Raw genomic sequence first — 14,105 nt, forward strand, 5'->3', positions numbered from 1 at the left:
ACCTGGCCGGGCCACGTAGACGACCTCCCCGTAGTTCTGTCGCTGCCGTTTACTGCGGCGCGTCCTGCTGTTTGATATGTGTGGAATCGCGCCGATCCCGGCGCGTCTGGTGCCCTGGGGCTCCGTGGCGTTGGCCCGGCGAACCCGGTGCCGCGACTGGTCCGTTGCAATCCTGATGTCCATTAGATGACTTCCGAACTCGCGCTCGACGCGAACCCGCCAACCCGGCCGCCCGCCCCCCAGCAGCAGGAAATGCCGCTGGCCGTGGTGCATGGGCAACCGGTCCTGCAGATCCCGCAGGACCTGTACATCCCGCCGGACGCGCTGGAAGTCATCCTGGACGCCTTCGAAGGCCCGCTGGACCTGCTGCTGTACCTGATCCGCCGCCAGAACCTGGATGTGCTGGACATTCCCGTGGCCGAAATCACCCGGCAGTACGTGGAATACATCACCGTGATGCGCGAGCTGCGCTTCGAGCTGGCGGCCGAGTACCTGGTGATGGCCGCGATCCTGGCCGAGGTGAAGTCGCGGATGCTGCTGCCGCGCCCGGTCAGCGAGGAAGGCGATGAGGCCGACCCGCGCGCCGAGCTGGTGCGCCGGCTGCAGGAGTACGAACGTTTCAAGCAGGCCGCCGAGGACATCGACGCCCTGCCCCGCCAGGACCGCGACACGACGGTGGCGCATGCCTTCATGCCCGAGCGCGCCACGGTGAAGCTGCCGCCGCCGGTGGACCTGAAGGAAATGCTGCTGGCCCTGCACGACGTGCTCAAGCGCGCCGAGCTGTTCAGCGGCCACGCCATCAAGCGCGAAGCACTGAGTGTGCGGCAACGCATGGGCGAAGTACTGGGACGCCTGGAAGACGGCAAGTTCTATCGTTTTGAAGGGCTGTTCACCGCCGAAGAAGGCAAGCTGGGCGTGCTTGTCACGTTCCTGGCAGTGCTGGAACTGGCCAAGGAACAGTTGCTGGACATCGTCCAGGAAGAACCGCTGGCGCCGATCTACGTGAAGTCGCTGGCTGCTGGCAACACCAACGCGCCGCTGCAGTTCAGCAGCGAGTTTGACGACAACGACGCCGCCAATGCCAACGAGTGAGCGCTGACTGCCGATGGATCAATCGCTGATCGACCGCATTGTCGAGGGTGCCCTGCTGGCCTCCAGCCAGCCACTCACCCTGGCCCAGCTGAAGGACCTGTTTCCGGAAGAGGAACCGGCACCGCCGGGCAGCATCGAACGTGCGCTGGAGCGCCTGCGCGAGGCCTGCGAAGGTCGTGGCGTGGAACTGGTCGAGGTCGCCTCCGGCTTCCGCTACCAGGTCACCAGCGAAGTACATGGCTGGATCAGCCGGCTGTGGACCGAACGCAAGACCCGCTACACCCGCGCCACCCTGGAAACCCTGGCGCTGATCGCCTACCGGCAGCCGATCACCCGCGGCGAGATCGAGCAGGTGCGCGGCGTGGCGGTCAGCAGCAACATCATCCAGGCGCTGGAAGAACGCGAATGGATCCGCGTGGTCGGCCACCGCGACGTGCCCGGCAAGCCGGCGCTGTTCGGCACCACCAAGGGCTTCCTGGACTACTTCGGGCTGAAGCGGCTGGACGAACTGCCGCCGCTGTCGGAACTGAAGGACCTGGGCGAGCTGGAACCGCAGCTGGCCCTGGATCGTGATGCACCGGCCGTGGCCGGTGCCGAGGGTCCGGACATCTCGGCCAGCGCCGATGGCGTTGCCGCGAACGATGACGCCGGCCTGGCCGGCAGTGACACCCCCGATTCCGCCAATGCAGCCCCTGCATCGGCCTCCGATGAGCAAGCACCTTCGCCCCTCGATGATGGGCACCCCGATTCCGCGCCGGGCGAGCGCGCGGTGCCAGTGAACGAACGCGAAGACAACGCCGTCGCGATGACGACCGTGGCTGTTGACCAAGCCGATTCCGAACCAGAGGCCGACCTCGAAACCGTCGGCCGGAGCAAAACTGATGAGTGACACCCCCCGTAACAAGCTCTCGCTGAAGCGCGAAGCCACCTCCGAACAGTTCAAGCTGGAAGAGCGCCTGCACAAGGTGCTGGCCCAGGCCGGCCTCGGCTCGCGCCGCGCGCTGGAACAGCGCATCGCCGAAGGCCTGGTCAAGGTCAACGGTGAAGTCGCGCAGACCGGCATGTCGGTCAAGAGCGGCGACAGGATCGAACTGGATGGCCGCGGCTTCGTCGCCACTGCCCTGGCCGAGCCGTCGCGCGTGCTGGTCTACAACAAGCCGGAAGGCCAGGTGACCACCCGCGAAGATCCCGAAGGCCGCCCGACCGTGTTCGAGTCGCTGCCGCCGCTGAAGGGCGCGCGCTGGATCGCCATCGGCCGCCTGGACATCAACACCACCGGCCTGCTGCTGGCCACCACCGACGGTGAGCTGGCCAACGCCATGATGCACCCGTCGTTCGAGGTCGAGCGCGAGTACGTGGTGCGCGTGCGTGCACCGGAAGGCGAGGAAAAGGTCTCCGACGCCATCGTCGACCGCCTCAGCCGTGGCGTCGCACTGGAAGACGGTCCGGCCAAGTTCGATGAGATCGAACGCATCGGCGGCACCGATTCTCACGACTGGTTCCGCGTCGTGGTGAAGGAAGGCCGCAACCGCGAAGTGCGCCGCCTGTGGGAATCGCAGGGCTGCCAGGTCAGCCGCCTGAAGCGCACCCGCTATGGCAAGGTGAGCCTGCCGCGCGAACTGGCCCGTGGCCATTCGGTGGAACTGGGCACCGCTCAGGTGGAAGCGCTGCGTGCGCAGCTGAAGCTGGAAGAAGGCGCTCCGTCGGCATTGACGCTGCAGCCGGTGATCGGCCAGCGCCGCGCCGCAAAGACCACCGTGCGCGTGCGCGAAGGTGGCCGCGGCAATGCCTACGTCAATGGCCATAACACCGCTGACGAAGGTCGCGAGCTGCGCCGTTTCGACAACGTCCGCGAAGACCGCGGCCGTGGTCGCGGCGGCAAGGGTGGCGGCTTCAAGGGCGGCCTGACGGTCAGCGGTGAAGCAGCGGCCAAGCAGTCGCAGAAGCCGTTCAAGCAGCGCGCGCCGAAGAATGACCGTTCGCTGCCGGAAGGCAATCCGGCCGCGTTCCGCACCTGGTACGTGCCCGATGGCGTGAGCACCGGCCCGAGCGGCCATCGCAATGCCGGCCCGGGCGCACGTGGCCCGGGTGCCCGTGGTCCGGGCGCAGGCGGCCAAGGCCGTCCGTACGGCAAGCCGAAGGGCCCGGGCGCCGGTGGCGGCCAGGGCCGTGGCGGTTTCGGTGGTGAAGGCCGTGGCGGCGCAGGCGGTCAGGGTCGTCCGGCCGGTGCCGGCAACCGCTCGCAGGGCCAGGGCAACAAGCACCCGTACGGTCATCCGGGCAACGCCCCGAGCTTCCCGTCCGACCATGCAACCCCGGGTTTCAACCCGTATGGCAGCCCAAAGCCGGCACAGGGCGCCCGTCCGGGCGGTCGTGGTCCGGGTGGTGGTGGCAACCGTGGCCCGGGCGGTAGCCGTGGTCCCGGCGGTCCGGGGGGCCACCGTGGCCCCGGTGGCAACCGCGGTCCCGGCGGCCCGCGCCGTAGCGGCCCGCGCGGCGGCTGATCACAGGCCACGCTGAAATGAGAAACCCCGGCCCAGGCCGGGGTTTTTCTTTAAAAAAGGGACGGAGGGGATTAAGTCGTTTTCGCCCCTTCGACACATGGCGTGGCGAAAACGACTTAATCCCCTCCGTCCCCTTTTGCGTGGCGCTGGAAAGCGGCGGGCGTGGTGCCGGCCATGCTGCGGAAGAAGGCGATGAACGGGCTCTCGGCGGAGAAGCCAGTGTCCTGCGCCACATGCGCGACGCGATGCCCGAGCAGCAGCAGCTCCATGGCCCGCATCAGGCGCCATTGCTGGCGCCAGGCCTGATAGCCCATGCCGGTATCACGTTGCATCAGCCGGCCAATGGTGCGCACGCTCAGACCCGCGCGCTCGGCCAGCTCGCCCAGTTCGGGCGGCAGCTGTTCGGCCAGCGGCAGGCAACGTGCAATGCGTGGATCACGCGGCAAAGGCAGGTCCATCGGCGCCACCGGTGCAGCGGCGATTTCCAGCACGCACAACGCCAGTTGATGGTATGCGCGCGGCAATTGCCAGTCATGGTCGAACGGCGCCTGCGTGATCGGCTCCAGCAAGGCCTGCAGCAGCGGACCTACGCCGATGATCGCCGGTTGCCGGGGCAGCTGGGCCGACAGGGTGGCGTCGAAATACAACGAACGGTAGTCGACCGCCTGGCGCATCTGCGCGCGATGGCGCAGCCCGCCCGGAATCCACGCCGCGCGCGCAGGCGGCAGCAGGCTGATGCGATCACCGTAGGTCAGGCGCGTACAGCCCTGCCGGGTGTAGAGCAGCTGCGCGCGTGCATGCTGGTGCCAACCCGAATCGTGATCCGCCAGTGACGCAGCGATCCCCAGCACCGGAGCGCTCCAGGCGTCAGCGTCGAAGGGCGCGTCCGGCTGCAACCAGGCCATGTCCGATTTCATATATCCAATGACAGGATGGAGAGAGTGCGCCATTGCAGGCGCGACCACAATGCGCGGCCCTGTTCGTGGAGCGCCCGCATGTCGCGTCGCCTGTTGTTGCTCACCATCGCGCTGCTGATGTTTCCCCAGCTGGCGCAGACCCTGTACAGCCCGGCCCTGGCCGATCTGGCCAAACGCTTCGCCCTGCCGCCGGGTACCGCCAGCCAGGCGATGAGCCTGTATCTGTTCGGCTTCGCTGCAGGCGTGCTGCTGTGGGGGCGTCTGGCCGATCGTATCGGTCGTCGCCCGGCCCTTCTCTGTGGCCTCGGCGTCTTTGCCGTGGCTGCACTGTGCGGCCTGCTGGCTGGCAGCTTCGGCCCGGTGTTGCTGGCCCAAGCGCTGGCTGCGGTCGGCGCCGCCTCCGCTTCGGTGGTCACCCAGACCGTGCTGCGCGACCATCTGCAGGGGCCGGCGTTGGCGCAGGCATTCTCCTGGATCGGCATGGCCCTGGCCCTGAGTCCGGCCATCGGCCTTGCACTGGGCACGCTGCTGGTCGCCGCCCATGGCTACGTCGGCGTACAGTCCGGCCTGCTGCTGATCGCTGCCCTGCTGGCAGTCGCATGCCTGGCGGGCCTGCGTGAAAGCCGCCCTGCACATATCCCGCACACGCCCATGCTGCCGCTGCTGCGGCAACTGCTGCGCGATCGCTGGATCTGGTCACAGGCGCTGCTGGTGACGGCGTTCAACGTGGCGATGTACAGCTGGTATGTACTCGGCCCCTTCGTGTTTGCGCGCCTGCACTGGCCCGCCGTCTGGTTCGGCGCCAGCGGCGCGGTGCTGGCACTGGGCTCGGCATTGGGCGCGTGGGGCAATGGCCGCCTGCTGCGTGCAGGCGTTGCCACAACAACGCGCATCCGCATCGCCGCAGGCCTGGTCCTCACGGGAGGCTTGCTGGCCGCGTTGCTGCATGATCACCCTGCCCTGGTCGCGGCGATGGTCCCAGTGGTGACGGGCTTCGGCCTGGCCATTCCCAATGTGCTCGGCCAGGCCCTGCGCGGCTATCCACACTGTCTCGGCAGCGCAGGCGCGCTGTTCGGCCTGCTCTACTACCTGTTGATCGGTGCGGCAATGGCGCTGGTCGGTGCAGTGCAGCTGCTGGGACCGACGCTCATCGTGTGTGGCCTGCTGGCCTTGTGGTTGCAGCGACGGCGTCCCGCTGCGACCTAGGAATTGCTGCAAATGGAGCGCACTGTGCGCGGCTTCCGGGAACGGCTTTGATTCGCTGGCTATCGTGCGCGCTGTCCCACCCAAGGCAGATGCCCATGATCACCATCACCGCCGAACAGGCCCGCGCCAATGCTGACGCCGCCAAGCGCCCGATCGAGCTGTTCTACCGCGACCTCGACAACGCCATCCAGGCCGGCTCGGAAAATGGCCGTCGCTACATCGTGTTCGGCTTCAGCCAGGTAATGGCCAGCGAGCAGCTCGTCGAAGACGCGGTCGCACAATTGCTGAAAAATGGTTTCGATGTCGAACGGCTGTTGAGCGACTCCGAACAGCACTACATCCGCATCAGCTGGGGAATTGCCGAGCCGACGCGCCTCAGCGCCGGCTGATGGTGAAGGCAGCGCCGTCCACGCCCAGGTCCCAGCCCTTGCCGGTGCCGGACAGGGCCAGCGAGATGTCGCCCTTGGTCATCACCTGCGCATTGCTGGATTTCACTGCGCCGGCATGCGCACCGACCGAGGCGTAGGTGCCCAGCAGCTCGTTGACGCTGACCGCGCCGGTGAAGCTGCCACGGCCATTGGTGATCTTCGACTTGCCCACGGTCAGGCCGCCGCCCTTCACTTCAATGCGCACCGGCATGCTGGCGCCATTGCTGCAGCTGACCGTGCCATTGCCGGAGGCGGTCTTGTAGATCAGCGACCAGCCGGACAGGTTGTAGCGCAGCTGGCAATCGAGATTGCCGGCGGCGTGCGCGGCCGGGGCCAGCGTCGCAGTAGACAGGGCCAGCAGCAGGGCGAAGGGCTTGTTCATGGCAGGACTTCCAGTTCGGTCGGACTGCCGGCGAATCTAGCAGCGCGCGCGTGCACGTTGGATGCAGGCGCGCGCGCTGGTGCGGCGGTGTTCAGGCCGTGGCTCAGGCCTGTTCGTCCAGGTGGAAGGCATCGGCATCGAGCATCGCCGGGAAACGCGCGCGATGCGCGGCCAAGGCATCGGCCGAGATGGTGGTGGTCACCACCTGTTCGCGTTCGCGGATCTCCACCTGCGGCTGGCCGAGGAAGTCGATCACCGCGCTGTCGCCGGCGTAGTGCAGCTGGTTGCCGTCCACGCCGACGCGGTTTACCGCCGCCACGAAGCACAGGTTCTCGATCGCGCGCGCGCGCAGCAGGGTCTTCCATGCATAGGCGCGCGCCGACGGCCAGTTGGCCACGAAGATCTGCAGGTCGAAGTCCAGCTGCTGCGGACGCTCGACGTTGTAGCGATTGCGGCAGAACACCGGGAAGCGCAGGTCGTAGCAGACCTGCGGATTGATCCGCCAACCCTTCCATTCCACGCTCAGGCGCTCGCGGCCAGCAGCATAGCGTTCGTGCTCGCCGCCGTAGCGGAACAGGTGGCGCTTGTCGTAGTACTGCAGCTCGCCCTCGGGCGTGGCAAACAGCAGGCGGTTGTACACGCCCTCGCCGTCGCGCAGCTGCACGCTGCCGATCACCGCCGCGTCCAGCGCCTTCGCTTGTTCGCGCACCCAGGCCACGGACGGGCCGTCCATGCCTTCGGCCTGGGCAATGGCCTCGTTGGAGAAACCACTGGTGAAGGTCTCCGGCAGGATCACCAGGTCGGTGGTGCCGGCCAGCGGCGCCAGCAGCGCGCCATAGTAGGCACGGTTGCCGGCCGGGTCGTGCCAGCGGGTGTCGCCCTGGACGAGGGAAATGCGCAGGTCCTGCATGTCTACGCCTCCGCTCACAGCAGGCGCAGGCGTTCGATCGCCGCGTCCATGGTCGCTTCGTTCTTGGCGAAGCACAGGCGCACCAGGCGCTGGCCGGCCGGCGGAGTCTCGTAGAACGGCGACAGCGGAATGGCAGTGACGCCCTTCTCGATAGTCAGCCACTTCACGAATTCGTGGTCCGGCAGGTCGCTGATGGCCGAGTAGTCGACCAGCTGGAAGTAGCCGCCCGGGACCGGCAGCGCCTTCAGGCGGGTGCTGGCCAGCTGCTCGCGGAAGCGGTCGCGCTTGGCCTGGTAGAACGCGCCCAGTTCCAGGTGGTGTTCCGGCTCATCGCGGATCATCGCGGCGAAACCGTACTGCGCCGGGCCGAAGCTGGTGAAGGTGTTGTACTGGTGCACCTTGCGGAACTCGGCGGTCAGCGCCGGCGGGGCGATCGCATAGCCGATCTTCCAGCCGGTGCAGTGGTAGGTCTTGCCGAAGCTGGAGATCACGAACGCGCGCTCGCGCAGTTCCGGGTAGCGCAGCGCTGACTCATGGCGACGGCCGTCGTAGATGATGTGCTCATACACTTCATCGGAAATCAGGTAGATCTGCGTGCCGCGCAGCAGTTCGGCCAGCGCCTGCATGTCCTGCGCCGACAGCATCGCGCCGGACGGATTGTGCGGGGTGTTGACGATCAACATGCGGGTGCGCGGGGAGATCGCTGCACGCACGCGATCCCAATCGACGGCGAAGGTCTGCGGATCGAGCGACACATGCACCGCCTTGGCGCCGGCCAGGTCGATCGCCGGCTCGTAGCAGTCGTAGGCCGGGTCGAGCACGATCACTTCCTCGCCCGCACGCACCACGGCGTGGATGGCGTTGAAGATGGCCTCGGTGCCGCCGCTGGTGACGGTGATCTCGCTGTCCGCATCCACCTGCGCGCCGTAGCAGTCCAGCGCCTTCTGGGCGATGGCCTGGCGCAGCGGGGCCACGCCGGTCATCGGCGGGTACTGGTTCAGCCCGGCGGCCATCGCCTTGGCAGTCTCATCGATCAGGCGCTGCGGCGCGGAAAAGTCCGGGAAACCCTGGCCCAGGTTGACCGCGCCGTGTTCGGCGGCGAGCTGGGACATCACGGTGAAGATCGTGGTACCGACCTTGGGCAGCTTGGTGGTGGGTTGCATCGGCCTGGACTGTGGGGAACAAGGCCTCCGAGTTTACGCAATCCGCGCGTCGGTGGTGCCGGCCGCTGGCCGGCAACCTCGGCTGGCAGTTGGAGAAATTGCCAGCCAGCGGCCGGCACTACCCTGCGAATTCACCGCTACAATTGCGACCGCACTCCGGCATGAAGACCCCTGCCCCTTGAACACCCCTGCATTGCTGGCCGCCAGCGGCCTGAGCTTCTCCCGCAATGACGAGCCGGTGTTCGGCCCGCTGGACTTCCATGTGGACGCGGGTGAAGCCCTGCTGGTGCAGGGTGGCAACGGCGCCGGCAAGACCACCCTGCTGCGCGTTCTGGCCGGCCTGGCCCGGCCCGGCGCCGGCCAGGTGCGGATCGACGGCAAGCCCTCCAGCAACGCAGAGCGTGCGCGCTATGTCGCCTATCTCAGCCACCTGCCGGCGCTGAAGCCGGACCTCGGCACGCTGGAAAACCTGCACTTCCTGTGTGGCCTGCACGGCCGCCGTGCGCGGCAGATGCCCGGCAACGCGCTGGCCATCGTCGGCCTGGCCGGTTACGAGGACACTCTGGTACGCCACCTGTCGGCCGGGCAGAAGCGGCGGCTGGCACTGGCGCGCATCTGGCTGTCGCCGGCGCCACTGTGGCTGCTCGACGAACCCTACGCCAACCTCGACCTGGAGGGCATCACCCTGGTCAACCGGATGATTTCGGCGCACCTGCGCGCCGGCGGCGCTGCGCTGGTCACCACCCATGGCGCCTATGCCGCACCGCCGGTACGTACCCGCCAGCTCGACCTCGGCGGTGCCGCATGATCGCGCCGGGTACCGAACCAGGCCTGTGGCAGACCGCAGGCGCCCTGCTCAAGCGCGACCTGCGCCTGCTCTGGCGCCGCCGCGGCGACGCGCTGCAACCGCTGCTGTTCGCGGTGCTGGTGGTGGTGCTGTTCGCGCTGGCCCAGGGTCGTGAGCCACAACTGCTGGCCGCCACCGCCGGCGCCGTGCTGTGGCTGGCCGTGCTGCTGGCGGGACAGCTGTCGCTGGATTCGCTGTTCCGTTCCGACGCCGAAGATGGCTCGCTGGAGCAATGGCTGCTGGCGCCGGTGCCGCTGCCCTGGCTGGTACTGGTGCGCGTGCTGCTGCACTGGGCCACCACGGCACTGCCGCTGATCGTGGTCAGCCCGCTGCTGGCCGAAATGCTGCATCTGCCGCATGACCAGCTGCCGGTGTTGCTGGCATCGTTGCTGCTGGGCACGCCCTTGCTGAGCCTGATCGGTGGCGTGGTCGCCGCACTGACCGTTGGCATCCGGCGCTCTGGTATTCTCGTGGCGCTGCTGTCGTTGCCGCTGTACGTGCCGGTGCTGGTGTTCGGCGCAGGCAGCCTGGCGGCAGCCGGGCGCGGGCAGGATCCGGTCGGTGCGCTGCTGATGCTGGGCGCCGGCCTGCTGGTCGCGCTGGTGCTGGCGCCGCTGGCCACCGCCGCTGCAATACGTATTTCTCTGAGTTGACCGAGCTGAGAGCCAATCCACCCCTGCTGGATAGCCGCCACGCATGAATCCGATTGTCCGCTGGTTCCACCAACTCGGTTCGCCTCCCACGTTCGACCGTTTCGCTGCCCGCTGGTCGCGGGTGTTCTACCTTGCTGCAGTGCCGGTGCTGCTGGTCGGCATGTGGCAGGCGCTGCTGGTGGTGCCGCCTGAAGCCAAGCAGCTGGACAGCTTCCGGATCCTCTACATCCACGTGCCCAGTGCCTGGATGAGCCTGTTCGTGTTCGCGCTGATGGCGCTGTATGCCGCGATCGCGCTGATCTGGCGGATCAAGGTCTGCGAGATCCTGGCCATGGCCTGCGCGCCGATGGGCGCCGGCTTCACCCTCATCACCCTGCTGACCGGCAGCATCTGGGGCAAGGGCACCTGGGGCACCTGGTGGGACTGGGACCCGCGCATGACCAGCGAACTGGTACTGCTGTTCCTGTACCTGGGCGTGATCGGCCTGTACCACGCCATCGAAGACCGCCGCAGCGCCGCGCGCGCCGCTGGCCTGCTGGCGATTGTAGGTGTCAGCCTGCTGCCGGTGATCCGCTATTCGGTGGACTGGTGGGGTGGCCTGCACCAGCGCCAGTCGATCAGCGTGTTCGGTGAATCGGCGATCAGCAGCGCGATGATCGCGCCGCTGTGGTGGATGGTGATCGGCACCAAGTTCTGGTTCGCCGGTTCGGTGCTGGCCAAGGCCCGCGCCGACAATCTCGACCGCGAGGCCGGCAAGGCCTGGGTCGGCGGCCGTGTCGATGCCGCGCGCGCCTCCCGGGAGGCCCAGCCATGACCCACCTGCCCTATGTGATCGGCGCCTACGCCGTATTCGTGCTGGTACTCAGCGCCGATGCCCTCGGTTCGTGGCTGCGCCTGCGCGTGGCGCGCCGGCTGGCACTGGCCCGCCAGCAGCGGCAGCAGACCCGCGCTGGCAGGCAGGACGCGGCGACGACGCTGTCGACGGAGCTGGAACGATGACCCCGGTGCAGCGTCGCCGCCTGGTGTGGGTGCTGCTGGCCCTGCTCGCCTCCGGCCTGGCCACCGCGCTGGTGGCGATGGCGCTCGAGCGCAACATCGCCTACCTGTACACCCCTTCGGAAGTGCTGCGCGGCGATGTCGATGCACAGTCGCGTTTCCGCTTGGGCGGCATGGTGGTGAAGGGCTCCTTCAACCGCCCGGTCGGCTCGCTGGAGGCGCGCTTCGAAGTGACCGACGGCGATGCACAGCTGGCGGTGACCACCTCGCGGATCCTGCCGGACATGTTCGCCGAAGGCACCGCGGTGGTCGCCAGTGGCCGCCTGCAGGACGGTGTCTTCGTCGCCGACGAAGTGCTGGCCAAGCACGATGAGAAGTACGTGCCGAAGGAAGTGGCCGACAAGATGGGCGATGCCCATCGCAAGCACGACGTGCCGGTGACGGCCCCCGAGGTGCGCTGAGTGCTGCCCGAACTGGGTCAGATCCTGCTGTTGTGTGCGTTGCTGGCCTCGCTGCTGCAGGCCGGCCTGCCGCTGGTCGGTGCGCATCGCAACAACGCGGCATGGATGGCGGTGGCGCGGCCTGCCGCCTTCGCGCAGCTGCTGCTGTTGGCCGGCGCCTTCGCGGTGCTGACCGCCGCGTTCGTGCAGCAGGATTTCTCGGTGCGCTACGTGGCCGAGAACTCCAATTCGCTGCTGCCGCTGATCTACCGCTATTCGGCGGTGTGGGGCGCGCATGAGGGCTCGCTGCTGATGTGGGCGCTGGTGCTGGCATTGTGGACCGGCGCGGTGGCGCTGTTCTCGCGGCACCTGCCGGCATCGGTGCAGGCGCGCGTACTGGCGCTGATGGGCATCGTCAGCGTCGGCTTCCTCGCCTTCCTGATCTTCACCTCCAATCCGTTCCTGCGCCTGAACCCTGCGCCGCTGGAAGGCCGCGACCTCAATCCGCTGCTGCAGGATCCGGGCCTGATCATCCACCCGCCGATGCTGTACATCGGCTACGTGGGCTTTGCGGTGCCGTTCGCGTTCGCGGTGGCGGCATTGCTGGAAGGTCGCGTGGATGCGCGCTGGCTGCGCTGGACGCGGCCGTGGACCAACGTTGCCTGGGGCTTTTTGACCCTGGGCATCGCATTGGGCAGCTGGTGGGCCTACTACGAGCTGGGCTGGGGAGGCTGGTGGTTCTGGGACCCGGTGGAAAATGCCAGCTTCATGCCGTGGCTGGTCGGTGCGGCACTGATCCATTCACAGGCCGTCACTGAAAAGCGCGGCACCTTCGGCAGCTGGACCCTGCTGCTGGCGATCGCCGCCTTCGCGCTGTCACTGCTGGGCACCTTCCTGGTGCGCTCGGGCGTGCTGACCAGCGTGCATTCGTTCGCCGCCGATCCCTCGCGCGGCCTGTTCATCCTGGTGTTCCTGTCGGTGCTGGTGGGCGGCAGCCTGCTGCTGTATGCGCTGCGTGCCAGCCAGCTGAGCGTGGACGCCGACGATCCGCGCCGTGGCTTCACCGCCACCTCGCGCGAGACCCTGCTGCTGGCCAACAACCTGCTGCTGGCCACCGCCTGCGCAATGGTGCTGCTGGGCACGCTGTACCCGCTGCTGGCCGATGCGCTGTCGCTGGGCAAGATCTCGGTCGGCCCGCCCTACTTCGGCAGCCTGTTCCTGCTGCTGATGGCACCGATGATCCTGTTGCTGCCGTTCGGCCCGCTGGTGAAATGGCAGCGTGACCAGCCCTCGCGCGCCTTCGCGCTGCTGGCACCTTGGCTGGGACTGGCGCTGCTGCTGGGCGCGCTGGCCTGGTGGCAGGCGCCGCAGAACGGCTGGAAGGCCGGCATCGGCGTCGCCGCTGCGGCCTGGGTCGCACTCGGCACCGCACGCTTCGTCTGGCAGCGCCTGCGCGGCAACGGCCGCTTCACCGCCGAAATGCTCGGCATGATCGTCGCCCACGCCGGCATCGCCGTGTTCCTGGCCGGCGCCCTGCTGGTCGAAGCGCTGAACGTGCAGCGCGAAGTGGCGCTGGCACCGGGGCAGCAGCTGGTGGTCGGTCGCCACGAAGTGCGCTTCGAGGGCGTGGACCATCGCGAAGGGCCGAATTTCATCGCCGACCGCGGCCACCTGCGCGTGTTTCTCGACGGCCGCGAGCTGGCCCTGCTGCATCCGGAAAAGCGCCAGTACGCCAGCGGCGGCCAGGTGATGACCGAGGCCGGCATCGATGCACGCTTCGACGGCGATGTCTACGTGGCATTGGGCGAGCCGCTGGGCAACAATGCATGGGCGGTACGGGTGCACATCAAGCCGTTCGTGCGCTGGATCTGGCTGGGCGCGCTGCTGATGGCCCTGGGCGGATTCATCACCGCCGCCGACCGCCGTTTCCGTCGTCCGTAGGAGTTCCCATGTCCGAGTCCCCCGCCCCGCGCCCCTCCCGCCCGCTGCCGCCGGTAGCCATCGTGATCGGCGTGCTGTTCTTCTTCGGCCTGCTCGGGCTGATGATCTACGGGGTGATGAAATCGGGCGACCCGCAGCGCGACGTGCTGCCGTCGGCCCTGATCGACAAGCCGGCGCCGGCGTTCGCGCTGCCGGTATTGCATGACCCGGAAATGATCGTACACAGCGACGACCTGCGCGGTGCGCCCTATCTGCTGAACGTCTGGGGCAGCTGGTGCGCGGCCTGCCGCGAAGAACATCCGGTGCTGACCCGCTTTGCCGAGAGCAAGCGCGTGCGCGTGATCGGCTACAACTGGAAGGATGATCCGACCGACGCGCTGCACTGGCTGGAACAGCTGGGCAACCCGTTCATGGTGGTGCTCAGCGACGTCGAGGGCCGCACCGCGATCGACTGGGGCGTGACCGCCGCACCGGAGACGTTCCTGGTCGATGGCAGTGGCATCGTGCGCTGGAAGTACAGTGGCGCGATGACCCAGCGCGTGGTCGACGAGAAGCTGATCCCGGCACTGCAGAAGATCGAGAAGGCCCAGGGCAGTGCCGGCAACACCCTGCATACGGCGCCCTGA

At 67.9% G+C, this 14,105-nt stretch carries 16 protein-coding genes; 12 read left to right on the plus strand and 4 right to left on the minus strand.

The genetic code is table 11. The features are described 5' to 3' along the window. The first annotated feature begins 186 nt into the window (after positions 1–186). From ACEPA4_RS13290 to ACEPA4_RS13300, 3 genes are read left to right on the plus strand one after another with little or no spacing between them, the layout of a single operon-like run. The gene (locus ACEPA4_RS13290) at positions 187–1,092 is read left to right on the plus strand and encodes a ScpA family protein (RefSeq protein WP_005417635.1); all 906 of its coding nucleotides are present in this window, start codon (positions 187–189) and stop codon (positions 1,090–1,092) included. A 13-nt stretch (positions 1,093–1,105) separates the two neighbouring features. After that, positions 1,106–1,981, plus strand: a complete 876-nt coding sequence (scpB, locus tag ACEPA4_RS13295) for an SMC-Scp complex subunit ScpB (protein WP_053497859.1) — start codon at positions 1,106–1,108, stop codon at positions 1,979–1,981. Then, entirely contained in the window at positions 1,974–3,596 is a 1,623-nt protein-coding gene (locus ACEPA4_RS13300) for a pseudouridine synthase (RefSeq protein ID WP_065178279.1), read from the plus strand. Before scpB ends, ACEPA4_RS13300 begins: the two co-directional genes overlap by 8 nt. Positions 3,597–3,712: 116 nt before the next feature. Here ACEPA4_RS13300 and ACEPA4_RS13305 read toward each other — a convergent pair whose 3' ends face one another. Beyond that, on the minus strand, positions 3,713–4,501 hold the full coding sequence (locus ACEPA4_RS13305) for a helix-turn-helix transcriptional regulator (protein WP_139727379.1): 789 nt from the start codon (positions 4,499–4,501) through the stop codon (positions 3,713–3,715). Positions 4,502–4,591: 90 nt separating this feature from the next. Here ACEPA4_RS13305 and ACEPA4_RS13310 point away from each other — a divergent pair, with 90 nt between their 5' ends. Both ACEPA4_RS13310 and ACEPA4_RS13315 read left to right on the plus strand, forming a co-directional pair. Continuing rightward, positions 4,592–5,719 carry an MFS transporter gene (locus ACEPA4_RS13310; protein WP_065196630.1) on the plus strand — a complete coding sequence of 376 codons (1,128 nt, stop codon included), beginning with the start codon at positions 4,592–4,594 and terminating at the stop codon, positions 5,717–5,719. 95 nt (positions 5,720–5,814) lie between these two features. Next, entirely contained in the window at positions 5,815–6,108 is a 294-nt protein-coding gene (locus ACEPA4_RS13315; protein WP_065178276.1) for a hypothetical protein, read from the plus strand. Here ACEPA4_RS13315 and ACEPA4_RS13320 read toward each other — a convergent pair. The 3 genes from ACEPA4_RS13320 to ACEPA4_RS13330 all read right to left on the minus strand — a co-directional run bounded on the left by ACEPA4_RS13320 (position 6,095) and on the right by ACEPA4_RS13330 (position 8,602). Continuing rightward, complete coding sequence (locus tag ACEPA4_RS13320) at positions 6,095–6,529, minus strand: hypothetical protein (RefSeq protein ID WP_164093189.1); 435 nt, start codon at positions 6,527–6,529, stop codon at positions 6,095–6,097. The genes ACEPA4_RS13315 and ACEPA4_RS13320 overlap by 14 nt on opposite strands. 103 nt (positions 6,530–6,632) lie before the next feature. Continuing rightward, positions 6,633–7,439, minus strand: a complete 807-nt coding sequence (locus ACEPA4_RS13325) for an amidohydrolase (protein ID WP_065196628.1) — start codon at positions 7,437–7,439, stop codon at positions 6,633–6,635. 14 nt (positions 7,440–7,453) lie between these two features. Beyond that, a complete protein-coding gene (locus tag ACEPA4_RS13330; protein ID WP_065186054.1) occupies positions 7,454–8,602 on the minus strand; it encodes a pyridoxal phosphate-dependent aminotransferase in 1,149 nt (382 codons plus the stop codon). A 178-nt stretch (positions 8,603–8,780) separates the two neighbouring features. On the opposite strand from ACEPA4_RS13330, the gene ccmA reads away from it, so the two are divergent. The 7 genes from ccmA to ACEPA4_RS13365 are packed head-to-tail and all read left to right on the plus strand — an operon-like array spanning position 8,781 to position 14,105. After that, positions 8,781–9,410 (plus strand): heme ABC exporter ATP-binding protein CcmA, encoded by a 630-nt coding sequence (gene ccmA / locus ACEPA4_RS13335; RefSeq protein WP_065178272.1) that lies wholly within the window; start codon positions 8,781–8,783, stop codon positions 9,408–9,410. Further along, positions 9,407–10,102 (plus strand): heme exporter protein CcmB, encoded by a 696-nt coding sequence (gene ccmB / locus ACEPA4_RS13340; protein WP_164093190.1) that lies wholly within the window; start codon positions 9,407–9,409, stop codon positions 10,100–10,102. Before ccmA ends, ccmB begins: the two co-directional genes overlap by 4 nt. 43 nt (positions 10,103–10,145) lie before the next feature. Next, entirely contained in the window at positions 10,146–10,916 is a 771-nt protein-coding gene (gene ccmC, locus ACEPA4_RS13345; RefSeq protein ID WP_005417651.1) for a heme ABC transporter permease CcmC, read from the plus strand. Continuing rightward, positions 10,913–11,101 carry a heme exporter protein CcmD gene (locus ACEPA4_RS13350; RefSeq protein WP_005417652.1) on the plus strand — a complete coding sequence of 63 codons (189 nt, stop codon included), beginning with the start codon at positions 10,913–10,915 and terminating at the stop codon, positions 11,099–11,101. Before ccmC ends, ACEPA4_RS13350 begins: the two co-directional genes overlap by 4 nt. Further along, complete coding sequence (ccmE, locus tag ACEPA4_RS13355) at positions 11,098–11,559, plus strand: cytochrome c maturation protein CcmE (protein ID WP_005417653.1); 462 nt, start codon at positions 11,098–11,100, stop codon at positions 11,557–11,559. The genes ACEPA4_RS13350 and ccmE overlap by 4 nt, the downstream gene beginning before the upstream one ends. Continuing rightward, on the plus strand, positions 11,560–13,479 hold the full coding sequence (locus ACEPA4_RS13360; protein ID WP_164093191.1) for a heme lyase CcmF/NrfE family subunit: 1,920 nt from the start codon (positions 11,560–11,562) through the stop codon (positions 13,477–13,479). It abuts the gene before it with no gap. 8 nt (positions 13,480–13,487) lie between these two features. Next, on the plus strand, positions 13,488–14,105 hold the full coding sequence (locus tag ACEPA4_RS13365) for a DsbE family thiol:disulfide interchange protein (RefSeq protein ID WP_005417655.1): 618 nt from the start codon (positions 13,488–13,490) through the stop codon (positions 14,103–14,105).

Source organism: Stenotrophomonas sp. P2112 (genome assembly GCF_041897515.1).
Taxonomy (GTDB): Bacteria; Pseudomonadota; Gammaproteobacteria; order Xanthomonadales; family Xanthomonadaceae; genus Stenotrophomonas; species Stenotrophomonas sepilia.